Source organism: Pseudomonas oryzihabitans, from assembly GCF_014522265.1.
Classification (GTDB): Bacteria; Pseudomonadota; Gammaproteobacteria; order Pseudomonadales; family Pseudomonadaceae; genus Chryseomonas; species Chryseomonas aestiva.
In genome coordinates, this window is the sequence record NZ_CP017024.1 from 2,389,845 (window position 1) to 2,412,940 (window position 23,096).

The 23,096-nt window shown below is 68.1% G+C and carries 18 protein-coding genes and 2 pseudogenes; 13 read left to right on the forward strand and 7 right to left on the reverse strand.

What is annotated here, in order from left to right:
* The first annotated feature begins 13 nt into the window (after positions 1-13).
* Genes modA through modC form a run of 3 tightly spaced genes read left to right on the forward strand, consistent with a single transcriptional unit; the run spans position 14 to position 2,524 of the window.
* Positions 14-769 carry a molybdate ABC transporter substrate-binding protein gene (gene modA, locus BGI51_RS11010; RefSeq protein WP_187981149.1) on the forward strand — a complete coding sequence of 252 codons (756 nt, stop codon included), beginning with the start codon at positions 14-16 and terminating at the stop codon, positions 767-769.
* A 4-nt stretch (positions 770-773) separates the two neighbouring features.
* Complete coding sequence (gene modB / locus BGI51_RS11015; protein ID WP_187981150.1) at positions 774-1,451, forward strand: molybdate ABC transporter permease subunit; 678 nt, start codon at positions 774-776, stop codon at positions 1,449-1,451.
* Positions 1,448-2,524, forward strand: coding sequence for a molybdenum ABC transporter ATP-binding protein (gene modC / locus BGI51_RS11020; RefSeq protein WP_187981151.1), 1,077 nt, complete (start codon positions 1,448-1,450; stop codon positions 2,522-2,524). Before modB ends, modC begins: the two co-directional genes overlap by 4 nt.
* A gap of 78 nt (positions 2,525-2,602) precedes the next feature.
* Here modC and BGI51_RS11025 read toward each other — a convergent pair whose 3' ends face one another.
* Together BGI51_RS11025 and BGI51_RS11030 are read right to left on the reverse strand one after the other, a co-directional pair.
* Positions 2,603-3,736: a Fic family protein gene (locus BGI51_RS11025; RefSeq protein ID WP_187981152.1), complete on the reverse strand. Its 1,134-nt coding sequence runs from the start codon at positions 3,734-3,736 to the stop codon at positions 2,603-2,605.
* A gap of 108 nt (positions 3,737-3,844) precedes the next feature.
* Positions 3,845-4,735, reverse strand: a complete 891-nt coding sequence (locus BGI51_RS11030; RefSeq protein WP_187981153.1) for a LysR family transcriptional regulator — start codon at positions 4,733-4,735, stop codon at positions 3,845-3,847.
* Between the two features lie 172 nt (positions 4,736-4,907).
* Here BGI51_RS11030 and BGI51_RS11035 point away from each other — a divergent pair.
* Positions 4,908-5,824, forward strand: a pseudogene (locus BGI51_RS11035) (DMT family transporter).
* Here BGI51_RS11035 and BGI51_RS11040 read toward each other — a convergent pair.
* Both BGI51_RS11040 and BGI51_RS11045 read right to left on the reverse strand, forming a co-directional pair.
* Positions 5,790-6,689 carry an acetamidase/formamidase family protein gene (locus tag BGI51_RS11040; RefSeq protein ID WP_252977270.1) on the reverse strand — a complete coding sequence of 300 codons (900 nt, stop codon included), beginning with the start codon at positions 6,687-6,689 and terminating at the stop codon, positions 5,790-5,792. The pseudogene BGI51_RS11035 and the gene BGI51_RS11040 overlap by 35 nt on opposite strands.
* A 58-nt stretch (positions 6,690-6,747) precedes the next feature.
* Entirely contained in the window at positions 6,748-8,130 is a 1,383-nt protein-coding gene (locus BGI51_RS11045; protein WP_187981154.1) for an APC family permease, read from the reverse strand.
* 152 nt (positions 8,131-8,282) lie between these two features.
* Between BGI51_RS11045 and BGI51_RS11050 the strand changes: the two genes are divergently transcribed.
* The 6 genes and pseudogenes from BGI51_RS11050 (at position 8,283) to BGI51_RS11075 (ending at position 14,447) form a co-directional block, all read left to right on the forward strand.
* Positions 8,283-9,047 carry a LuxR family transcriptional regulator gene (locus tag BGI51_RS11050; RefSeq protein WP_187981155.1) on the forward strand — a complete coding sequence of 255 codons (765 nt, stop codon included), beginning with the start codon at positions 8,283-8,285 and terminating at the stop codon, positions 9,045-9,047.
* A 263-nt stretch (positions 9,048-9,310) separates the two neighbouring features.
* The gene (locus BGI51_RS11055) at positions 9,311-9,781 is read left to right on the forward strand and encodes a DUF1348 family protein (RefSeq protein WP_133862145.1); all 471 of its coding nucleotides are present in this window, start codon (positions 9,311-9,313) and stop codon (positions 9,779-9,781) included.
* A gap of 72 nt (positions 9,782-9,853) precedes the next feature.
* Positions 9,854-10,758 (forward strand): annotated as a pseudogene (locus BGI51_RS11060) (LysR family transcriptional regulator).
* 109 nt (positions 10,759-10,867) lie between these two features.
* Complete coding sequence (locus BGI51_RS11065) at positions 10,868-12,058, forward strand: CaiB/BaiF CoA transferase family protein (RefSeq protein ID WP_133862143.1); 1,191 nt, start codon at positions 10,868-10,870, stop codon at positions 12,056-12,058.
* A complete protein-coding gene (locus BGI51_RS11070) occupies positions 12,055-12,981 on the forward strand; it encodes a hydroxymethylglutaryl-CoA lyase (protein WP_187981156.1) in 927 nt (308 codons plus the stop codon). The genes BGI51_RS11065 and BGI51_RS11070 overlap by 4 nt, the downstream gene beginning before the upstream one ends.
* A 77-nt stretch (positions 12,982-13,058) precedes the next feature.
* On the forward strand, positions 13,059-14,447 hold the full coding sequence (locus BGI51_RS11075; RefSeq protein WP_187981157.1) for an MFS transporter: 1,389 nt from the start codon (positions 13,059-13,061) through the stop codon (positions 14,445-14,447).
* A gap of 2 nt (positions 14,448-14,449) precedes the next feature.
* On the opposite strand, the gene BGI51_RS11080 is transcribed toward BGI51_RS11075, so the two are convergent.
* Entirely contained in the window at positions 14,450-17,548 is a 3,099-nt protein-coding gene (locus BGI51_RS11080) for a multidrug efflux RND transporter permease subunit (RefSeq protein WP_187981158.1), read from the reverse strand.
* A complete protein-coding gene (locus tag BGI51_RS11085) occupies positions 17,548-18,699 on the reverse strand; it encodes an efflux RND transporter periplasmic adaptor subunit (protein ID WP_187981159.1) in 1,152 nt (383 codons plus the stop codon). The genes BGI51_RS11080 and BGI51_RS11085 overlap by 1 nt, the downstream gene beginning before the upstream one ends.
* Positions 18,700-18,817: 118 nt before the next feature.
* Here BGI51_RS11085 and BGI51_RS11090 point away from each other — a divergent pair, with 118 nt between their 5' ends.
* From BGI51_RS11090 to glsB, 3 genes are all read left to right on the forward strand, one after another.
* Entirely contained in the window at positions 18,818-19,546 is a 729-nt protein-coding gene (locus BGI51_RS11090; protein WP_252977271.1) for a response regulator transcription factor, read from the forward strand.
* 163 nt (positions 19,547-19,709) lie between these two features.
* Positions 19,710-21,026, forward strand: coding sequence for an ATP-binding protein (locus BGI51_RS11095; protein ID WP_187981160.1), 1,317 nt, complete (start codon positions 19,710-19,712; stop codon positions 21,024-21,026).
* A 76-nt stretch (positions 21,027-21,102) separates the two neighbouring features.
* Positions 21,103-22,017 carry a glutaminase B gene (glsB, locus tag BGI51_RS11100; RefSeq protein WP_187981309.1) on the forward strand — a complete coding sequence of 305 codons (915 nt, stop codon included), beginning with the start codon at positions 21,103-21,105 and terminating at the stop codon, positions 22,015-22,017.
* Between the two features lie 185 nt (positions 22,018-22,202).
* Here the strand turns inward: glsB and BGI51_RS11105 are convergent, their stop codons facing one another.
* Positions 22,203-23,087, reverse strand: coding sequence for a hypothetical protein (locus BGI51_RS11105; protein WP_187981161.1), 885 nt, complete (start codon positions 23,085-23,087; stop codon positions 22,203-22,205).
* Positions 23,088-23,096: the final 9 nt, after the last annotated feature.

Sequence of the window (23,096 nt, forward strand, 5' to 3'; positions counted from 1 at the left end):
GGAGCCCGATCCGATGACCACCAGCCGTTCCCGCCTGTTGCTTTCCCTGCTCACCGCGACGCTGGCCGCGCCCGCCCTGGCCGACGAGGTCCAGGTGGCCGTGGCCGCCAATTTCAGCGCACCGCTCAAGGCCATCGGCGAGCAGTTCACCCGGGACACCGGCCATCAGCTGGTGATTTCCAGCGGCGCCACCGGTCAGCTCTACACCCAGATCAGGAATGGCGCCCCCTTTGCGGTCTTCCTCTCCGCCGACGACAGCACCCCGGCCAAGCTGGAAAGCGAGGGCGCGGCGGTCAAGGGCTCGCGCTTCACCTATGCCATCGGCACCCTGGCGCTCTGGTCGCCCAGGACCGGCTACGTGGACAGCGAAGGCGCGGTGCTCAAGCAGAACGCCTTCGCCCACCTGGCCGTGGCCAATCCCAAGACCGCGCCCTATGGCCTGGCCGCCACCCAGGTGCTGGCCAAGCTGGGCCTGACCGAGGCGGTCGCGGCCAAGCGGGTGGAAGGTCAGAACATCACCCAGACCTACCAGTTCGTCGCCACCGGCAATGCCGAGCTGGGTTTCGTTGCCCTGTCGCAGATCTATCAGGACGGCAAGGTCAAGGAAGGCTCGGCCTGGATCGTACCGGCCGAGCTCTATGCGCCGATTCGCCAGGACGCCGTGTTGCTGGACAAGGGCCAGGATCAGCCGGCAGCCAAGGCGCTGCTGGCCTATCTCAAGGGACCCCAGGCGGCCACGGTGCTCAAGGCCTACGGCTACCGGCAGTGATCCCATGAGCCTGAGCGCGGCGGACTGGGCGGCGATCCGCCTGACCCTGGAACTGGCCAGCGTGACCACGCTGCTGCTGCTGGTGCTGGGTACGCCCCTCGCCTGGTGGCTGGCGCGCACCCGCTCCTGGCTCAAGGGGCCGGTCGGTGCCCTGGTGGCCCTGCCGCTGGTGCTACCGCCCACGGTGATCGGCTTCTACCTGCTGCTGGCCATGGGGCCGGAGGGCTGGGTGGGACAGGCGACCTCGGCCCTGGGGCTGGGGCGGTTGCCCTTCACCTTCGCCGGGCTGGTGGTGGGCTCGCTGTGCTATTCGCTGCCCTTCGTGGTGCAGCCGCTGCAGAACGCCTTCGAGGCCATCGGTCCGCGTCCCCTGGAGGCCGCGGCCACCCTGAGGGCCAGTCCCCTGGATACCTTCTTCCACGTGGTGCTGCCGCTGGCGCGGCCGGGCTTCGTCACCGCCGCCATCCTCGGCTTTGCCCATACCGTGGGCGAATTCGGCGTGGTGCTGATGATCGGCGGCAACATTCCCGGGCGGACCCAGGTGGTCTCCACCCAGATCTTCAATCACGTGGAAGCCATGGAGTATCCCCAGGCGCATCTCCTGGCCGGCGGCATGCTGGCCTTTTCCTTCGTGATCCTCCTGCTGCTCTATGGCCGTCGCGGGCGGTCGGCCTGGACATGAGTCTCGCCGCGCGCTTCGAACTGCGGCATGCCGACTTCGTGCTGGCTGTGGACCTCGCCCTGCCAGGCAGCGGCGTCACCGCCCTGTTTGGGCCCTCGGGTTCGGGCAAGACCAGCTGCCTGAGGTGCGTGGCCGGACTCGAACCCGCCGCCCGCGGGCGTCTGGTGGTGGCCGGGGAGACCTGGCAGGACAGCGACCGCGGCCTGTTCCTGCCGCCGCACCGACGCGCCCTGGGCTATGTCTTCCAGGACGCCAATCTGTTCGAGCACCTGGACGTGCGCCGCAACCTGCTGTTCGGCTGGCAGCGGGTCGCGCCGGACGAGCGCTGGCTGGCGCTAGAGCAGGTCATCGAGCTGCTGGGCATCGAGGGACTGCTTTCGCGGATGCCGGCGCGCCTGTCCGGCGGCGAACGCCAGCGGGTCGGCATCGCCCGGGCGCTGCTGACCAGTCCGCGGCTGCTGCTGATGGATGAACCCCTGGCGGCGCTGGACGCCGAGCGCAAGGCGGAGATCCTGCCCTACCTGGAGCGCCTGACCCGTGAGCTGGCGCTGCCGATCCTCTATGTCAGCCATGCCCCCGACGAGGTGGCGCGACTGGCCGATCACCTGGTGCTGCTGGAGCGGGGTCGGGTGCTGGCCAGTGGGCCGACCACCGAGGTACTGGCGCGCCTCGACCTGCCCATCGCCCTGGCCGATGACGCCGGGGTGGTGCTGGAAGGGCGGGTGCTCGGCCATGATCCGGACTACGGCCTGCTCAGCCTGGGCTTGGCCGGCGAGCAGCGCGTGCTGCTGGCCCATGCCCCGCTACCGCCCGGCCAGGCGCTGCGCATCAAGGTACTGGCGCGGGATGTCAGCCTCAGCCTGGAGCGCCAGCACAGCAGCATCCTCAATGTGCTGCCGGCAACCATCGCCGAGATCGCCCCGACCCGTTCGCCGGCCCAGGTGCTGGTGCGCCTGGACCTGGGCGGCGCGGCGCTGCTGGCACGGATCACCCGCTATTCGCTGGAGCGGCTGGCGTTGCAGCCGGGGAGCCGGGTCTGGGCGCAGCTCAAGTCGGTGGCGGTCCTGGCTTGATGCCTTACATAGGCATTCCCATATGTAAGAAAAAACCTCTGCTCTTACATATGGGGACGCATATGTAAGAGCAGGACATCAGCGCATGAACAGGCGGAAATAGCGCTCGAAGAGGAACAGGCGATTGCGTCCATAGCCTGTTGTCTCGACCAGTACGCCTAGCTCTTCGAGCTTACGAATCAGAATATTAGCGCTCTGGTGGGTAACGCCCAGATGCTCGGCTGCTTCGTTCACACTGAGCATGGGGCGCTGGTACAGATACAGCAGTAGACGCTTGGCATTTTCCGCACGGCCACCCAGGGCGAGGATTTGATGCTCGACACCCTGGCGTAACGCCATGATTTCCATGAAGGTGTTCTTGCTGCTGGTGGCGGTCTCGGCAACGGCTGTCAGAAAGAAACGTAGCCAATGGAGTAGGTCGTTGGAGCTGCGGACCACCGTCAAGGCGTCATAGTAGGCACCACGATTGCGTTCGAAGAAGTCGGACAGGTACAACGCGGGCTTATGCAGCAAGCCTTTGTCTACCAGGTAGAGCGTGATCAGCAAGCGACCGATTCGACCGTTGCCGTCTAGGAAAGGGTGGATAGTCTCGAACTGGTAGTGGCTCAGTGCAATACGTATGAGATCGGGTACCAGGATCTGCTCGTTGTGCCAGAACTTCTCCAGATCACCCATCAGCTCAGCGACCTGATCGGGATGAGGGGGCACGAAGACAGCGTTGTTCAGGTTGCTGCCGCCAATCCAGTTTTGCGAGCTGCGAAATTCGCCAGGTAGCTTGTGCGCGCCGCGTACGCCCTGCATCAACACTGCATGGGTCTGTTTGAGCAGGCGAATGGATAGCGGCAAATGCTCCAGGTCGGATACTGCAGTGTTGATGGCCTCGATGTAGTTCTGCACTTCCTGCCAGTCGTCGCGCTTTTCGGGCGCCACTTGTTCCCGACGCATGATGGCTTCGTCCATCTGCGTTTGGGTCCCTTCGATACGACTGGAGGTATTGGCTTCCTTGGCAATGTGCATGCGGATGAAAAGATCCACGTCCGGCACCATCAGGGAAAGTGCATTCAATTCCGCCAGTGACCGAGAGGCTCGCTCCAGAAGGGTATTGAGTTGAGGATCCAGCCATTGCCATTCGCAGTTGATCGGAGCAGGGGAAAAGCTCTTGTATTGATACTGCTGCAGCCAATGGCCGGACACGAACTGTTCGACTTGCATCCTGCGAGGATCCTCATGGCGATTGGGGGCCTGGCTGTACCAGGGAGTAGGAAGAATCCTATTGCAAAGCAAAATGAACGGGTTGAGTAGGGGTATCTGAAGGGACTGCTATCGGCCTGCTCTAGAGCTGGACAGCCGCTCCAGCAGGAAATCCACCAGCACCCTGACCGCCGCTGGCAACTGGCGATCCGGCGGATAGAGCAGCCAGGCGGTGCCCTGGTAGGGGCCGAGGTATTGCCAGTCGGGCAGCACCCGCCGCAGACTGCCGGCGGCCAGGCCGGCTTCGGCGGCGAAGGCCGGCAGGCAGGCGATGCCCAGATCGGCGAGGGTCGCCTCCAGGCGCACGCCGCTGTGGTTGCAGGCCAGGCGGCCGCGCACCGTTACGCTTTCCACCCGGTCGCCACGGCGCAGTTGCCAGCGCTGGTCGCCCGGGGTTTCGCCGAGGTAGAGGCAATCGTGCTCCGCCAGCGCCTGGGGCTGCTGCGGCGTGCCGCGGCGCTGCAGATAGGCCGGGCTGGCGCAGAGCACGAAGTCCATCTCGCGCAGTGGCCGGGCGACGAAGCCGGCGGGTGGCTGCTCGGTGATGCGCACCAGCAGATCCTGGTCGTCGGCGATAGGATCCAGCGGGCGATCGTCCAGGCGCAGTTGCAGATCCACCTGCGGATAGCGCTGGAAGAATTCCGGCAGCAAAGGGGCGATCAGCCGGTAGCCGACCGCCTTGGGCACCGCCAGTCGTACCTGCCCGCGCGGTTCCTCGCTGTGCTGCAGGCCACTGTCCAGCGCCGCACCGGCGGCGGCCAGCAGCTGACGGCAGTGGCCGAGTACCTCGCGGCCGGCTTCGCTCAGCCGCAATTGGCGGGTGGTGCGCTGCAGCAGACGCACCCCCAGCTCCCGTTCCAGCCGCGCGACCTGACGACTGACCGCCGAGGGTGTGGCGTCCATCAGCCGGGCGGCCGCGGTGAAGCTGCCGGTCTCCACCACCTTGGCGAAGGCGACCATGCAGGGCAGCAGGGGAGGGCGCGCAGGAGATCCATGCCGAAGTCCGCCAGAAGCAATAGGGCTGGAAAGGCTGCCATTGCTTCCCCGGGGAACAAGAGCTATGCACGCTGGCGGGCTTATCGTGCTGGTCAGGGGCGGGCACACTGGCGGCCTGATTCAGGGAGAAGCTGTCATGTCGCAACGCCCCACCTTCGGTCTCGCCGAAGGCCTGCTGCTCGCTACCGCCCTGGTCTGGGGACCAGCTACGCCGTGGTCAAGGACGCCGTGATGCTCTATCCGGTGCTCGGCTACCTGGCGCTGCGCTTCTGTCTCACCGCGGCGCTGCTACTGCCAACCCTGAAGGGCGAGGGCCGGCGGGCCTGGCGACCCGGGGTGCCGACCGGGCTGCTGCTATTGGCGATCTTTCTCGCCGAGACCTATGGCGTGGCCCTGACCAGCGCCAGCAACGCCGCCTTTCTCATCAGCCTCTGCGTGGCCCTGACGCCCTTCGCCGAGTGGTGGCTGCTCGGTCAGCGCCCCGAGGCCCGCGCCCTGGGCGCCGCGGGGCTGGCGGTGGCGGGCGCCGGGCTGCTGACCCGTGGGGTGACCCTGAGCTTCAACCTGGGTGACGGCCTGATCCTGCTGGCGGCCGTATTGCGCGCGGTCAATGTCTGCGTGGTGCGTCGGCGTCTGCAGCAGGCCAGTGCCCCGGTGCCGGCCCTGGCGCTGACCGCCGTGCAGACCGGGGTGGTGGGCCTGGCCTGTCTGCTGCTGTTCGCCCTGGGCCCGGGCCTGGCACCGCTGCCCATGCAAGCGGGCTTCTGGCTCGCCACCGGCTACCTGGTGCTGTTCTGCACCCTGGGCGCCTTTCTCGCCCAGAACTTTGCCCTGGGCCGCACCAGCGCCACCCGCGTCGCCCTGCTGATGGGCGCCGAGCCGCTGTTCGGCGCGCTGTTCGCCAGCTTCTGGCTGGACGAACGCCTGGGCCTCTGGGGCTGGCTGGGCGGCCTGCTGATCGTCATCGCCTCGCTGTGGGGGACGTTGCCGCGGCGGACGCCAGACCGTTCGGCCCCGGCTATTCGAACACGATCCGCGGAAAATAGAAGCTGACCACCCAGTTGGGCACGTCGACGATCTCGCTGATGCGCAGATCGCCGCAGACCGAGCAGAGCAGATAGGCCTGCTCCGCCGGCAGGTTGCGGGTCTGCCCGAGCCAGTCGATGGCGCCGCTGACGGCCATCCGCGCCGCGGCCAGCAGGTCGGGTCCGACACCGGTGAAGACCTCGTAACCGGCGCCGTCGAGGTGTCGGGTGACCGGCCCCGGGGTGCTGAAGCGGGGCATGGCCAGCGGTCGCCCCTTGATCAGCTCGAAGGTGGCGGTGACCGCCATGGCGCTCTCGATGGCGGTGCCGCAGACCTCGCCATCGCCTTGGGCGGCATGGGTGTCGCCAATGGAAAACAGCGCCCCGGCGACCTCCACCGGCAGGTAGAGGCTGGTGCCGGCGGCCAGGTCGCGGATATCCAGATTGCCGCCCACCCGTCGCGGCGGCACCACCGAGTGCAGACCCGGCGCCGCGGGCGCCACCCCCAGGGTGCCGGCGAAGGGCTTGAGCGGGACCCGCGCCAGCTCGCCGAAGGCGGCCGGCATCTGACCGCTGCGGTCGTAATGCCAGAGCTGCAGCACCGGGTCCGGAAACTGGTCGGCGAGCAGGCCGAAGCCGGGAATGTTGGCGGTCCAGCCAAAGCCGCTGGGGGTGAAACTGTCCAGCGTCACCTTGAGCACGTCGCCCGGCTCGGCACCCTCGATCCACAGCGGACCGCAGACCGGATTGACCCGCTCGAAGGGCAGGGTGGCGATGTCGGCGGCGCTGGAGTGGCCGTGGAAGTGGCCGTCTGCCGCGTCGCGGCAGGCAAAGCTGACCGTCTCTCCCGGCGCGACCTCCAGCGCCGGGGGAGGCTGTGATCCCAGCCACAATGGCAGTGCTGGCTGTGCAGGGTCTTGATCATCGGGAGCCTCCGCGGCGGGTCTGTGCCTAATGGACGGCGTCGTTCGCCTTGAATTCCGTGGTCCGGCCGCTGAGCCTGAGGAAGGCCAGCACGGCCAGGCCCAGCACCATCCAGCAGCTGCCGCCGACCTTGGCGTAGACGTCGGCGTTGAACAGCACATAGGCGAGGATGATGAAACCGACCAGCGGGACCAGTGCATGCAGCAGCGGGCGACCGGCGCCGCGGTGATGCCAGGCCACTGCCACATGCAGGAGCAGGAAGGCGGTCAGCGCACCGAAGTTGCACATGGAGGCGAGCAGGTTGATCTGGCCGACAAAGAACAGCCCCAGCACCAGGCTCAGGGCCGCCACCAGCAGGATGGCGCGCTGCGGCACTTGGGTCACGGGATGGATCTGCCGCAGGAACTGCGGCATCTGGCGATCACGGGCCATGGCGAACAGCAGGCGCGACGTGGCGGCCTGGGCCACCAGGGCGTTGGCGATGGCGGCGCCGATGGCCACCGCCAGGGCGATCACCACCTGCAGCCAGGGGCCGGCGATCAACCGACCGATCTCGTAGAAGGCGTTGTTCGAGGCATCGGCGTCGGGGTACTGGATCAGGTTGGGTTGCAGCAGGGCGGCCAGCCAGGTCTGCACCATGAACAGCGCGGCCACCAGGGTCAGGGCCAGCAGCGTGGCGCGACCCACTACCCGGCTGCCGCCGCGGGTTTCCTCGGAGAGGGTGGAGATGGCGTCGAAGCCGAGAAAGGACAGCACCGCCACCGACAGCGCGCTGAAGATCAGTGGCAGGGAGAATTCCTGGGGGTTGTACAGCGGCTTCAGGCTCCACTCGGCGCCATTCACGCCGCGGCTGATGGCCAGCGCGGCCAGCACCACGAACACCAGCAGCACCGCCAGCTGGCCGTAGAGGAACAGCCGGTTGGCGCGGGCGGTGGTCTCGATGCCGCGCAGGTTGACCAGGGTGTTGAGGCCGACGAAGAAAACGATCCACAGCGGCTGGGGAATGACCGGGATGACGTTGGCCATGGCGTTGGCGCCGATCACATAGAGCAGGGTGGGCACCAGCAGGTAGTCGAGCAGGATGGCCCAGCCGGCGAGAAAGCCCAGCGCCGGGTGCAGGCCGCGACCGACGTAGGCGTAGACCGAACCGGCCACCGGAAAGGCGCGCGACATCTGCTGGTAGCTGACCGCGGTGAACAGCATGGCGACGAAGCCGATCAGGTAGGTGAGGGGCACCATGCCGTGGCTGGCGTCGAACACCCCGCCAAAGATGGAGAAGGGCGCGATGGGCACCATGAACACCAGGCCGTAGATGAGCAGGTCCTTCAGCCCGAGCTGGCGCTTGAGTTCCTGGGTGTAGCCGAAGCGAGCGAGGTCGGCGGCGTCGCCGGACGGAGCGTGCTGAGTCATGGGGCTTCCTCGAAGGGGCGGGGTAGGCTCGACTCTAGGCCAGGGTGGGGCCTGGCCCCATCCACAAAAGTGCTAGGTTTGCAGCAGGCCGGGGGCGACTGGCAGAGCCTTTGCTTCGCTTTCCCCATCGCCATCAGGGCAGGAGCTCCAAGATGCATGCCGATCTGCTCACCGTCAGCAGCCGCCTCGCCGGGCTGCCCACGCTTGACGCCTGTCTGGATGCCGTCCAGGCCAGTGCCGGCCACCTGGGCTGCAAGGCGCTGATCTACGACTACGCCCCGGTGCCCCTCAGTCACGACGGGGTACTCATCACCCCCTCGGTGTTCAAGGTACGCAACGCCCCGGCGGACATGCAGGCCTTCTGGTGCGAGCGCGGCTACTACCAGATCGACCCGGTGCAGCAATGCGCCAGTCGGCGTGCGGCGCCCTTCGTCTGGTCGTTTCGCAGCGAAACCCGCAGCGCCCTGCGCGAGTACCTGGGTGACAGTCATCGCCCGGTCACCTGCTATGTGCGCGACAGCGGCCTGGCCACCGGGGTGACCGTGCCGCTGCACCTGCCGGGGGGCGCCTTCGCCACCCTGACCGGCATCCTCGATGCCGAGGCCCCGGACGCCGAGGCCGCCGGCGAAGCCTGCCTGGGCGCCTTCCTGGTGCTGGCCCATGCCTTCCAGGCCCGCGCCGACGAATTGCTCGCGCCCGCCGAACGGCGCTGCGGCCAGGTCCGCCTGACACCGCGCGAGCGTGAATGCCTGCAATATTCCGCCAAGGGGCTGACCGCCAAGCGCATCGCCGCGACCCTCAACCGCTCTACCGCCACGGTCAACCTGCACCTCAACTCCGCCGCCCGCAAACTGGGCGCACGCAACCGGGTCGAGGCGGTGGTGCGGGGATTGCACTATCGCCTGGTCGAGGTCTGAGAGCCTGTTCAATGTCTCGCGAGCGAGAGCCAAGCAAGAAGCAAAGGGCTGAGGAAGCGGGTCGGACCCGCGCTCGGGTTCACGAGTGGTAGATGAGCATTCCGACCGGGCTGGCGACCCAGGCCATTTTCAAGGCAGTCTGGCCGACGCGCAGCAGCCGTTGAACAGGCGCTGAGCAACTTGGCCGGATCCGTGGGCCGTTCGACCTTGTGCCACCCCCGCCACGGCCCGACACTGGGGCCTCATCTGCCCAGGAGAGTCCCATGAGCGCTGCCCGTCCTCCCGTCCCGCCGTTCACCCTCGAATCCGCCCAGCAGAAGGTCCGCGCCGCCGAAGATGGCTGGAACAGCCGCGATCCCGCCAAGGTGGCCCTGGCCTACACCGTCGACAGCCGCTGGCGCAATCGCGCCGACTTCCTCCAGGGCCGCGTCGCCATCGAGGCCTTTCTCACCCGCAAGTGGCAGCGCGAGCACGAGTACCGGCTGATCAAGGAACTCTGGGCGCATGACGGCGCGCGCATCGCCGTGCGCTTCGCCTACGAATGGCGGGACGAAGACGGCCAGTGGTACCGCGCCTACGGCAACGAGAACTGGCACTTCGACGACCAGGGCCTGATGGCCGAGCGTCACGCCAGCATCAACGACCTGCCGATCACCGCGGCCGAGCGGCTGTTTCACTGGCCCCAGGGGCGGCGGCCGGATGACCATCCCGGCTTGAGCGACCTGGGTCTCTGACCGGAGGCGGGCGGCTAGCCCGGGCGGGCCTGGTCCTGTACAAGGACCTCTGGCCGCCAGGACCGCAAGACGATGCACTACCGCAACCTGCTCCGCCGCCTCGACCTGGTCTCGCTGCAGCTGCTGCTGGCGGTGCACGAGGAGGGCACCCTGACCCGCGCCGCCGAGCGCGAGATGATCGCCCTGTCCGCCGCCAGCAAGCGCCTGCATGATCTGGAGCGGTCGCTCGACATCGAACTCTTCGAGCGCAACGCCAAGGGCACCACCCTTACCCCGGTCGGCGAGACGCTGCTGCATTACGCCAAGCGCATCCTTGCCGACGTCGAGCGCATCAGCATCGACGTCGGCGAACACCTGCAGGGCGTGCGCGGCTACGTGCGGATGATGGCCAACATCTCCGCCATCATCGAATTCCTCCCGAGGACCTGCAGGCCTTCACCGTCGGCCATCCCCAGGTCAAGATCAGCCTGGACGAGCGACCCAGCGCCGGGGTGGTGAAGGGCGTGCTGGAAGGCGCCGCCGACCTGGGCATCTGCTCCTCGGACACCGACACCCGCGGCCTGCTGGCCGTGCCCTACCGGCAGGACACCCTGGTGGTGGTGATGCGTCCCGATCATCGCCTGGCCGCCCGCGCACGGCTGGCCTTCGCCGAGACCCTGGACGATGACCACGTCGGCCTGCACGCCGACAGCTTCATCAACCTGCGCACCAAGGCCGCCGCCCGCAGTCACGGCAAGGCCTTGCGCCTGCGCATCCATGTACCCGGCTTCGATGCCGTGTGCCGCATGGTGCAGGCGGGTTTCGGGCTGGGCGTGCTGCCGCTGCAGGCCTTCGAACTCATCGGGCGACCGCTCGGACTGATCGCCGCGGCGCTGGATGACGACTGGTCCCAGCGCAGCCTGGCGCTGGTGGTCCGCGACGTCGAGACGCTGTCGCCGGTCAGCCGGCTGCTCTACGACCACCTGCTGGAGGTCTGAATCCGGGTCTTCGCGATTCGCGAAGACCCCTTGCCGAAAGACGTTAACCACCGGCTGCTCTATTGTCCTAGCATCGGCCTCATTCCAATAACAAAGAGGCTCGCCCGCCATGACGGCTCTCACCGGACTCCGTGTCATCGAGATCGGCACGCTCATCGCCGCCCCCTTCGCCGCCCGCCTGCTGGCCGAATTCGGCGCCGAAGTGATCAAGATCGAAGCCCTGGACAAGGGCGATCCCCTGCGCAAGTGGCGCAAGCTGCACGAGGGCACCTCGCTCTGGTGGTACCTGCAGTCGCGCAACAAGAAGTCCCTCGCCCTAAATCTGCGTTCCGCCGAAGGCGTGGCCCTGGTCAAACAGCTGGTCGAGGGCGCCGACGTGCTCATCGAGAATCTGCGCCCGGGCGCCCTGGAAAAGCTCGGCCTGGGCTGGGACGTGCTGCACGCCCTCAATCCCAAGCTCACCCTGGTGCGCATCTCCGGCTACGGCCAGACCGGCCCCTATCGTGATCGCCCCGGCTTCGGTGCCATCGGCGAGGCCATGGGCGGCATCCGCTACACCACCGGTACTCCGGGCGTGCCGCCGGCGCGGGTCGGGGTCAGCCTGGGCGATTCCCTGGCTTCCATGCACGCGGTGATCGGCGCCCTGATGTCGGTGCTGCGGGTCAAGACCGGCCAGGGCGATGGCCAGGTGGTCGACGTCTCCCTGGTCGAGAGCGTGTTCAACGTCATGGAAAGCCTGGTACCCGAATACTCCATGCTCGGCCATGTGCGCGAGCGTACCGGTGGCGCCTTGCCCGGTATCGCCCCGTCCAACACCTATCCCACCGGCGACGGCGGTTTCGTGGTGATCGCCGGCAACAGCGATCCCATCTATGTGCGGCTGATGCAGGCCATCGGCCGACCCGATCTGGCCGAGCGCCCGGACCTGGCGCAGAACGACGGGCGCGCCCGCCACTGCGAGCTGATCGACGAGGCCATCGCCGCCTGGACCGGCAGTCGCGGCATCGACGAGGTGCTGGAGATCCTCGAAGGCGCCGAGGTTCCGGCCGGACGCATCTATTCCGCCGCCGACATCGTCGCCGATCCCCATTACCAGGCGCGGGAGATGCTGCTGGACACCACCCTGCCCGACGGCGCTACCCTGAAGATGCCGGGCATCGTACCCAAGCTGTCGGCCACCCCGGGCCAGGTCAACTGGCAGGGTCCGACCCTCGGTGAGCACACCGATGGCCTGCTGACCGAACTGGGGCTGAGCGAAGCGGATATCCAGCGACTCAGAAAGGGCGGGGTGGTGCAATGAGTAGCGAACGCCTGATCGTCCAGGAAGTCGCGCCCCGTGACGGCTTGCAGATCGAGCCGAGCTGGGTGGAAACCGCCGACAAGATCGCCCTGATCGACGGGCTCTCCGCGCTGGGTTTCTCGCGGATCGAGGCCGGTTCCTTCGTCTCGCCCAAGGCGGTGCCCATGCTGCGCGACGGCGAGGCGGTGTTCCAGGGCATCGCTCGCCGGCCCGGGGTGACCTATGTCGCCCTGGTGCCCAATCTCAAGGGCGCCCAGCGCGCCCTGGCGGCAGGCGCCGACGAGCTGAACCTGGTGCTCTCCGCCAGCCAGACCCACAATCGCGCCAACATGCGCATGAGTTGCGAGCAATCCCTCGCCAGCTTCGCCGAGGTGGTGCAGCTGGCCAAGGGGCAGGCGGTCTCGCTCAACGGCACCGTGGCGACCACCTTCGGTTGCCCCTTCGAAGGGCGCATCGACGAAGGCTGGGTGTTCGAGCTGGTGCAGCGCTATCTGGCGCTGGGCATGACCGGCATCACCCTCGCCGACACCACCGGCATGGCCAATCCGCGACAGGTCGCGCGGATCGTCCGCCAGGTGCTGGAACTGATCCCGGCGTCCGCCCTCACCCTGCATTTCCACAACACCCGCGGCCTGGGCCTGAGCAACGTCCTGGCCGCCTACGAAGCCGGCGCCCGGCGCTTCGACGCCGCCCTCGGTGGCCTCGGTGGCTGCCCCTTCGCCCCGGGCGCCTCCGGCAACATCTGCACCGAGGACCTGGTGAATCTCTGCGCCGAGATCGGCGTGGACACCGGCATCGACCTGCAACGGCTGATCGAGTTGTCGCGCACCCTGCCGGCGCTGCTGGGGCACGACACCCCCGGCCAGGTGGCCAAGGCCGGGCGCAATTGCGATCTGCATCCACCGCCCGCGACCGCTGGCTGAGCCGCACCCGCTTTCATTCGTTCGCCCTGACTACAACAACAAAGGAGCGCCAGTCTGGCCGCTCCCGGGAGACCGCTATGCCCTTATCCGCAACCTCCGCCGCCGCCGTGGCGGCCGCCGAACAGGCCATCGTCCGCAAGGTCGCCTGGCGGCTCATGCCGCTGATCATGATCTGCTACCTGTTCGCCTTCTTCGATCGCATCAACATCAGCTTCGCCAAGTTCCAGCTGCAGGCCGACCTGTCGCTGAGCAACACCGCCTATGGCCTGGGCGCGGGACTCTTCGTGGTGGGCTATGTGCTGTTCGAGGTACCCAGCAACATGATGCTGTACAAGGTCGGCGCTCGGCGCTGGATCGCGCGCATCATGATCTCCTGGGGCATCGCCACGGCGCTGATGATGTTCGTCACCACCGAATGGCAGTTCTATGTGCTGCGCTTCCTCATCGGCGCCATGGAAGCCGGCTTCGCGCCGGGGATCCTCTACTACCTGACGCTGTGGTTTCCGCAGAGCTATCGCGGGCGCATCACCTCGACGCTGTTCCTCGCCTCGGCCTTCGCCGGGCTGATCGGCGCCCCCGTCTCCGGGGTGATCCTCGGCCAGATGGACGGCCTGCTCGGCATTCGCGGCTGGCACTGGCTGTTCCTGGCGGGTGGCATCCCCTGCGTGCTGCTGGGCGTGCTGGTACTGCGCCTGCTGCATGACCGCATCGCCGATGCGCCCTGGCTCAACGCTGACGAGAAGACCTTTCTGGCCAGCCGCATCGCCCGTCATGAAAACAACAGCCATGGCTCGCTGCTGGCGGCGATCCGACTGCCGGGCTTCCTGCTGCTCGCGGTGATCTACTTCCTGATCCAGGTCGCCTCCTATGGCCTCAACTTCTGGGCGCCGCAGCTGATCCGCAGCGCCGGGACCGAGAGCCCCACCCTCATCGGCCTGCTGACCGCCGTGCCCTACGTCTTCGGCGCCATCAGCATGGTGGTGGTGGGCCGGTTGTCGGACGCCAGCGGCGAGCGGCGCAAGTTCGTCTGCGGTCTGGTGATCGCCGGCGCCCTGGGGTTCTTCAGCGCGGGACTCTTCGCCGATCACACCACCTTCCTGATCCTGTCGCTGGCCCTGATGGGCGCCGGCATCATCGCCGCCATCCCGACCTTCTGGTCGCTGCCGCCGAAACTGCTGGCCGGCGCGGGCGCAGGGGCCGCGGGGGGTATCGCCCTGATCAACACCCTGGGGCAGCTCGGTGGCATCGTCAGTCCGGTGATGGTGGGCTACATCAAGGACATGACCGGCAGCACCACTCCGGCGCTCTATCTCATCGGCTGCACCAGTCTGCTGGCCGCCGGCCTGATGTTCTGGGCACTGCCGCAGAGCCTGCGGACCTCGGACAAGATCGGCGCCCGCCAGCCGGAGCCCGCGCCGGTCGAGGATGCCGCGCTGCTGGGTGACAAGCGCTCCCTCAACTCCTGAGGCTAGAGTTCCGGCGCGCGCCAGCGCCGGACCAACCGCAGCACCAGCACGAAGAACACCGGCACGAAGACCAGCGCCAGGGTGGCGCTGAGCATGCCGCCGATCACCCCGGTGCCCACCGCCTGCTGGCTCGCCGAGCTGGCACCGGTGGCCAGGGCCAGGGGCACCACACCGAGAATGAAGGCCAGCGAGGTCATGACGATGGGTCGCAGGCGTAGCCGGGCGGCGCGACAGGTGGCCTGGTGCAGGTCCAGGCCGCCATCGTGCAGGCGCTTGGCGAATTCGATGAGCAGGATGGCGTTCTTCGCCGTGAGACCGATCACCGTGATCAGGCCGACCTTGAAGAAGACGTCGTTGGGCATCCCCCTCAGGGTCACCGCCAGCACCGCGCCGAGCACGCCCAGGGGCACCACCAGCAATACCGCAGTGGGAATCGACCAGCTTTCATAGAGCGCCGCCAGACAGAGGAACACCACCAGCAGCGACAGCCCCAGCAGCACCGGCGCCTGGCCGGCGGAGAGGCGTTCCTGCAGTGACAGCGCCGTCCATTCCAGGGCGAAACCACGCGGCAACTCGGCAGTCAGGCGCTCCAGTTCGGCCATGGCCTCGCCGGTGGTGTGACCGGGCAGCGGTTCGCCGGACAGGCTGATGGCGGGATAGCCGTTGTAGCGCGACAGCTGCGCCGGGCCCTGGGTCCAGTCGGCGCTGACGAAGGCGGACAGCGGCACCATGCGCCCGCGCTCGTTGCGTACCTCCAGGCGCAGCAGGTCGTCCACCTGGCTGCGGCTGCCCAGCTCGGCCTGCACGATCACCTGCTGCATCCGGCCGCGATTGGGGAAGTCGTTGACATAGCTTGAGCCCAGGGCAGTGCCCAGGGTCTCGCCGAGGGCGGCGAAGCCTACCCCCAGGGCGGCGGCCTGGCGGCGATCCACCACCAGCTGCACCTGGGCGCTGTCGGCCAGGGCGGTCTCCCGCACGTAGGCGATGATCGGATTGCCCGCCAGCCGGGCCTGCAACTCATCGCGCGCCGCCTTGAGCGCCGCCTGGCCGCGATTGGACCTGTCCTGCAGGCGCACCTCGAAACCGCTGGAGGTACCCAGGCCTTCCACCGGCGGCGGCAGCACGGCGAAACCCTGGGCTTCGCTCTCGCCGGCCAGGGCGGCGTTGGCGCGCTCGGCGATGGCCGCGGCGGAGTCGGTCGGGCCGCGGGCGGACCAGTCCTTGAGGGTGGTGAAGGCCAGGGCGGCGTTCTGGCCGCTGCCGGAAAAGCTGAAGCCGAGCAGCACGAGGTCGTTGGCCACCCCGGGTTCGGCGGCGTAATGGCGCTCCAGTCGCTCGAGCACCTTGAGGGTGCGCTCCTGGGTGGCGCCGGGCGGCAGCTGGATGTCGGTGATCAGATAACCCTGGTCCTCGGTGGGCAGAAAGGCGCCGGGCAGACGGCCATAGAGCGCCACCAGGGCCACCAGCAGGAGGGCGAACAGCAGGAGATTGGGCAGCAGCCGGCGGATGGCGCGGGCCACCCAGCCTTCGAAGCCGGCGGTCAGCCGCTCGAAGCCCCGGTTGAAGGCGCCAAAGAAGCCGCCGCGGGCATGGGTACCCTGGGGAATCGGCTTGAGCAGGGTGGCGCACAGCGCCGGGGTCAGACTCAGGGCGAGAAAGGCGGAAAGGAGGATGGCCACCGCCATGGATGCCGAGAACTGACGATAGATGACGCCCACCGAGCCGCTCATGAAGGCCATGGGCACGAAGACCGCGGTGAGCACCAGGGTGATGCCGACGATGGCGCCGGAGATCTCGCCCATGGCCTTGCGGGTGGCGGCGCGTGGGTCGAGACCCTCGCTGGCCATCAGCCGCTCGACGTTCTCCACCACCACGATGGCGTCGTCCACCAGGATGCCGATGGCCAGCACCATGCCGAACAGGGTCAGCACATTGATCGAATAGCCTAGCGCCAGGAGCACGGCGCAGGTGCCCAACAGTGCCACCGGCACCACCAGGGTCGGGATCAGGGTGTAGCGCAGATTCTGCAGGAACAGGTACATCACCGCGAACACCAGCGCCATGGCCTCCAGCAGGGTATGGATGACCTGGGTGATGGAGATCTCGACGAAGGGCGCCGTGTCGTAGGGGATGTCGTATTTCATGCCCGGCGGAAAGTACCGGGACAGCTCGGCCAGCTTGGCGCGCACCGCCTTGGCGGTGGCCAGGGCGTTGGCGGTGGGTGCCAGCTGCACCCCGACCGCCACCGAAGGCTTGCCGTCCAGCCGCGTGCCGAAGTTGTAGCTCTGGCTGCCCACCTCGACCCGGGCCACGTCGCCCAGGGTCACGCTGGAGCCATCGGCCCCGGCACGCAGCAGGATGCCGGCGAACTCCGCCGGGTCGCTCAATTGGCCCTTGATCAATACCGGCGCGGTCAGCTCCTGGCCGGCGGGGGCGGGCAATTCGCCAAGGCTGCCGGCCGCTACCTGGACGTTCTGCTCGGCGATGGCGCGGGTCACGTCGGCCGGGGTCAGACCGACCGCCACCAGCCGACTGGGATCGAGCCAGACGCGCAGGGCGTGCTCGGCGCCGAACAGCTGGGCCTTGCCCACCCCGTCCAGGCGGCGCAGTTCGTTGACCACGTTGCGCGCCAGATAGTCGCTCAGCGCGGTGGTGTCGAGGCGCTCATCGGTGGCGGTAAGGGTGACGAACAGCAGATAGCCGGCGGAGGTCTCCTCGATCTGGATGCCCTGCTGGGTGACCGCACGCGGCAGGCGCGGCTCCACCACCTTGAGGCGATTCTGGATGTCCACCTTGGCCAGCTCCGGATCGGTGCCGGGCTGGAAGGTCACGGTCAGGGTGGCGCTGCCCTGGCTGCTGCTGGAGGAAAAGTAGAGCAGATGGTTGACGCCATTGAGCTCCTGCTCGACCAGGCTGACCACGCTCTCGTCCAGGGTCTGCGGCGAGGCGCCCGGATAGCTCAGGGTCAGCTCGATCTGCGGCGGTGCCACGTTGGGATACTGGGCCACCGGCAACTGCGGCAGGGCCAGCAGGCCGGCGAGCAGGATGAACAGCGCCACCACCCAGGCGAACACCGGGCGGTCGATGAAGAAGCTGGCCATCAGCGCACCTCCGCCGCGGTGGCCTGGGCTTCTTCAGGCTCCACCACCAGGCCCGGCTGCGCCTGTTGCAGGCCGGAGAGCAACACCCGCTCACCGGCGGCGAGACCGGACTCCACCACCCAGCGCCCTTCGACTACCGGGCCCAGACGCACCTCGCGCAGGGCCACCCGGTTTTCGGCGTCCACCACCCAGACCTGGGCCCCACCATCGACGCTGCGCTGCACCGCCCGCTGCGCCACGCTCAGGCCCCGGTCGAGGCGCGCCTGCTCCAGGCGCACCCGCACGAAGCTGCCCGGCAGGAGGTCGTGCCGCGGATTGGGAAACTGGCTGCGCAGGGTGATCTGCCCGGTGCTGGCGTCCACCGCCAGATCGGCGAACAGCAGGCGGCCGCTCTCGGGATAGGGGCTGCCGTCCTCCTGCAACAGGGTCACCCGGGCCTGATCCGGCGCCACCTGCTGCAGACGACCGTCCCGCAGCGCATCGCGCAGGGTCTTGAGCTGGCGGGTCGACTGGGTGACATCGGCATGGATGGGGTCCAGTTGCTGGATGATCGCCAGGGGCGTGGCATCGCCCTGGCCGACCAGGGCGCCTTCGGTGACCAGGGCCTTGCCGATGCGCCCGGCGATGGGCGCTTTGACCGTGGCATAGCCCAGGTTCAGTCGCGCCCGCTTGAGCGCTGCCCGGGCCGCTGCCACCTCGGCCTGCGCCTGCAGGCTGGCACCGCGGGCATTGTCCTGCTCCTGGCGACTGATCGCCTCGCTCTCCACCAGCGCCGCATAGCGCTCGGCCAGCCGCTGCGCCTGGAAGGCGCTGGCCTCGGCCTTGCGCAGGGCGGCCGCGGCGCTGTCCACCTCGGCCTGCAGCGGCGCCGGATCGATACGGAACAGCACCTCGCCGGCCTTGACCTCGCTGCCCTCGCGAAACACCCGCTGCAGCACGATGCCGGCGACCCGTGCCCGCACCTCGGCGGTCCGTGGCGCCACCAGGCGGCCACTGAGTTCGCTGGCGATGGCCAGGGGCGTCGGTTGCAGTGTCTCCACCTGCACCCTGGGCGCGGGCGGGGTGGCGGCGTCCGGGGCCGGACGGTCGCAGGCGGCGAGCAGCAGGCAGAGCAGCACGAGGCTGCCGAGGGCAGGGCGGGACAGGGACATCGGGGCTTCCTCCAGAAGAGCGCCATGGTAGGCGTCTCGCTCAAGCCACCCTGTAAACGTCTGTAGGTCTCTTGTGAAAGAGTGTTAAGCCGTGCGCCCGCCCGCCCGGGGCTCGGCTATGCTCGGCACTTGCCCGCCACGAAGACCTGCCGTGATCCCCTTGCTCATCGTCGAAGACGACACCGCCCTGGCCGAGCTCATCGCCACCTACCTGGGCCGCCAGGGCTATGCCGTGACGGTGATCGGTCGCGGCGACGAAGCCCTGGCCGCGGTGCAGCGACTGCGCCCACAGCTGGTGGTGCTCGACGTCATGCTGCCCGGGCTGGACGGCCTGCAGGTCTGTCGCCAGCTGCGCGCGACCCAGCCGAGCCTGCCGATCCTGATGCTCACCGCCCTGGACGACAGCCACGACCAGGTGCTGGGGCTGGAGATCGGCGCCGACGACTACGTCAGCAAGCCCTGCGAGCCGCGGGTGCTGCTGGCACGCATCCGCACCCTGCTACGCCGCTGCCAGCTGGTCGAGGCGCCTGCCGATGACCGTCTGACGATCGGTCAGCTGCAGCTGCTGCCGGGCGAGCGTCAGGTCTGGTGGCGCGACCAGCTGGTGGAGGTGTCGTCCACCGAATTCAACCTGCTGGCGATCCTCATGCGCCATGCCGGCGAGGTACTCAGTCGCGACCAGCTGATCCAGCAATTGCGCGGCATCGAATTCAACGGCGTCGACCGCTCGGTGGATGTGGCCATCTCCAAGCTGCGCCGGCGTTTCGAGGAGCATCCCGGCGAAGCCCGGCGGATCAAGACCGTCTGGGGCAAGGGTTATCTGCTCTCCCGGGCCGAGTGGGACTAGTGTGGTGTCTCAGAAGTTAACTGCACAATTTTGGCGGCGCTTTTTGATTCTGAGCGTCGTTGCCCCTCCTCGCCATAGCCCTGCTATGACTCGTCGCGGCGCCTAGCCCATAAGCAAAAATCACTCGCCAATTCTTGCGCGAACTTCTGAGGCACCACACTTGATGCTCAAGATCCTCGTCCGCCTCTACCTCATCCTGCTGGTGACCTACGGTGCCGCCAGCTACCTGGTGCCCGAGGCGCTGATCAGGGTGTTCGACGAACGTTACAGCCGCTACGCCCTGGAGCAGTTGCACGGCCCGCTCAGCCTGGCGCAGCGCGCCTTCGTCACCACGCCGCCGGAGCGCTGGCCGGCGGTGCAGCAGGAACTGGCCACGGATCTGGCGCCCATCACCCTGCGCCTGGTCGCGCTCGAGGATCCGGTCTTCACCGTTGCCGAGCGCAGGGCGCTCGAAGCCGGCGAGCGGCAGGTGCGCCTGGGCGACTATGGCGAGCCCAGCGCGGCCCTGGTGCCGCTGCCGGCGGCTCAGGTGCTCTGGGTCGGCATCCCCGAGGCACCCACCGACATCGCCCTGACCTACTGGGCCATGAACGCCCTGATCGGCGCCGCGCTGCTGGTCTGTCTCTACGTCTGGCTGAGACCGCACTGGCGTGACCTGGAACGGCTGCGGCGTACCGCGGCGCGCCTGGGCAAGGGCCATCTGGGCGAACGCACCGCCATCTCGCCGCGCTCGGACATCGGCGAGGTAGCGCGGGCCTTTGATGACATGGCCCAGGAGCTGGAGGCGCTGATCGTCCAGCAGCGCGACCTGCTCAACGCCGTCTCCCACGAATTGCGCACACCGCTGTCGCGTCTGGAATTCGGCCTGGCGCTGCTGCAGGCCGATCCTCTGCCCGCCGAGACCCAGCGGCAGCTGGAGCAACTGGTGCGTCACGTTCGCGAACTGGATGCCCTGGTCGACGAATTGCTGTCCTTCGCCCGCCTGCAGAGCAGCCAGCAGCCGCCCGAACGCCTGAATCTGGAACTCGAGGCCTTTCTCGACAGCGTGCTGGCCGACTTCGCCGAGGAGCAGGAGCGCCGCGGACTCGAGGTGCACCTGGACGTGACGCAGGCGCCCAGGCGAGTGGAGCTGGCGCCTCGCCTCACCGCCCGCGCCCTGCAGAATCTGCTCGGCAACGCCCTGCGCTATGGCCAACGCGAGGTCTGGGTAACGGTCCGCGGCGACGGCGAAGAGCTGCTGATCGCGGTCGAGGACGACGGCGAAGGCATTCCCGCGGCGGAGCGCGAACGGGTCTTCGAGCCCTTCTACCGGCTGGATCGCAGTCGCGACCGCGCCACCGGCGGCTTCGGCCTGGGCCTGGCCATCAGCCGTCGCGCGGTGGCAAACCAGGGTGGCCGCCTGGACCTGAGTGCCGGCGCTCGGGGTGGCGCCCGGTTCGAGATCCGCCTGCCGCTGCAGCCGCGCCTGGGGCTCGCCTGAGGCCGCCGCGACCCCTACACTTGGCGCCCCCGCCCGTTTCGGAATCGTCATGGCAGAGCCCTTCGACCGCCAGCCGCTGCAACCCCTGCTCGACCGTATCGCCGCCGCCGCGCCGCGCCATTTCGGCGAAGGCGCGGTGGCCGACTACATCCCGGCCCTGGCCGAAGTGGCACCGGATCAGTTCGGCATCGCCGTCTGCGACGTCAAGGGCCAGGTCTGGCGCGCCGGGGCGGCCGACACGGCCTTTTCCATCCAGTCCATCTCCAAGGTACTCAACCTGGTGATCGCCATGCAGCGCCTGGACGAGCCGGACATCTGGACCCGCGTCGGCCGCGAGCCCTCCGGCCATGCCTTCAATTCCATGGCGCAGCTGGAAGAAGAGAAGGGCGTGCCACGCAATCCCTTCATCAACGCCGGCGCCGTGCAGGTCTGCGAACTGCTGGTGTCGCGCATCATGTCGATCCACTGGATGATGCGCGAGCAGGCGCGGCGCCTGGCCGGCAATCCGGCGATCAACTTCGACGACCGCGTGGCCCGCTCGGAGATGGAGCACAAGGCGCGCAACGCCGCCCTGGCCTATCTGATGAAGGCCTACGGTAATCTCCATAGCGAGGTCGATGACGTCCTCGACGTCTATTTCCACGGCTGCGCCCTGGCGATGAGTTGTGTCGACGTGGCCCGCGCCTTCGCCTTTCTCGCCAACGGCGGGGTCAATCCCCAGGATGGCCAGGCCGTGGTGACGCCCCAGCAGACCCGCCAGCTCAACGCCCTGCTGCTGACCTGCGGCCTCTACGATGCGGCGGGCGACTTCGCCTGGCGTGTCGGCCTGCCGGGCAAGAGCGGGGTAGGGGGTGGCATCGTCGCCATCGTGCCCGGGCAGATGAGCATCTGCGTCTGGTCGCCCCGGCTGGACAGCTACGGCAACTCGGTCGCCGGCCTGCGCGCCCTGGAGACCCTGGTGGAAGGGCTGGGCGTGGCGCCGCTGGGCTAAGAAGCTATTCACGATCTGCTGCGCGTTGGCCAAACGGCGTTGAAAAGCCCCTGGAAGGCCAGCCCCGCCGGAATGCGCATTTACGACGAGTAAACTCGAGCGCGAGCCCGGTCCGCTTCCTCAGGCCTTTTCGCGGGGCCGCCTAGGCCTTGTTTGGCTCTAGCTCGCGAGATCGTGAACAGCTTCTAATAGGCCATGGATAGACTGAGGGTCACCTGGGGCACCACGCCGTCGGTCTCGCCCTCCGGACCGCTCAGGTCGCGCAGGGCGCCGTCGCGATAGAGCGCCAGGGCTTCGGCGCGAGCGCTCCAGCGCGTCTCGCCCCAGCGAAAGGGCTGTTCCAGGGCCAGGCCGGTGCGCGCATAGAGGCGGTCGCCGGAGTCCGCTCCATAGAAGCCGTTCCAGCCCACCCCCAGGGCGCTGGGGAAGCTCAGACGCAGGCCGCTGGCCGAGAGATCCAGGCCTGGTTCCAGGCTGCCCTGGGTGTAGAGACCGCTGTCACCCTGGGTGCGGGTGGTCACCGCAAGTCCCGGGCGCCAGGCGCCCAGGCCCGTATCGGCCTGGTAGGCCAGGGTCAGGCTGGCCTCTTGCGTGGTGGCGGCGACGTCGTTGGGGCTGCTCTTGACCGTGTAGACGAAGCCGACCCTCAGACCCTCGGCCGGTGACACCACCAGGCCCACCAGGTTGTTGCTCTCGTACCAGCGCCGCGGGCTGACCCGTTCCTCGCTGGATGGGCTGTGCAGGCCGTTGCTGCTGCTGAACACCAGCCAGGCATCGGCCACGCCGTCGCTTCCCTGGTGCAGATCCAGCGCGAAGCCCGCCTGCAGGTGCAAGGGGATGCGGTCGAGGCTGGCCGCGTCGTCATCGTAGTTGCCGCGGGAGAAGTCGCCGTTGCGCACGTCCATGCCCAGTTGCGGATGGAAGCGCCCGGAGTTTTCGCTGACCTCCACGCTGCCCAGGGCGGCGTCTTCGCTTTCGATGGAGGGCACGCTGCGCGGCGCGGCGGTGGCCGTCAGAGCCAGACCACCTGCTAACAAGCAGACGCAACGCAGGGGCGAAAAGAAAGGCATGGCGGGTGA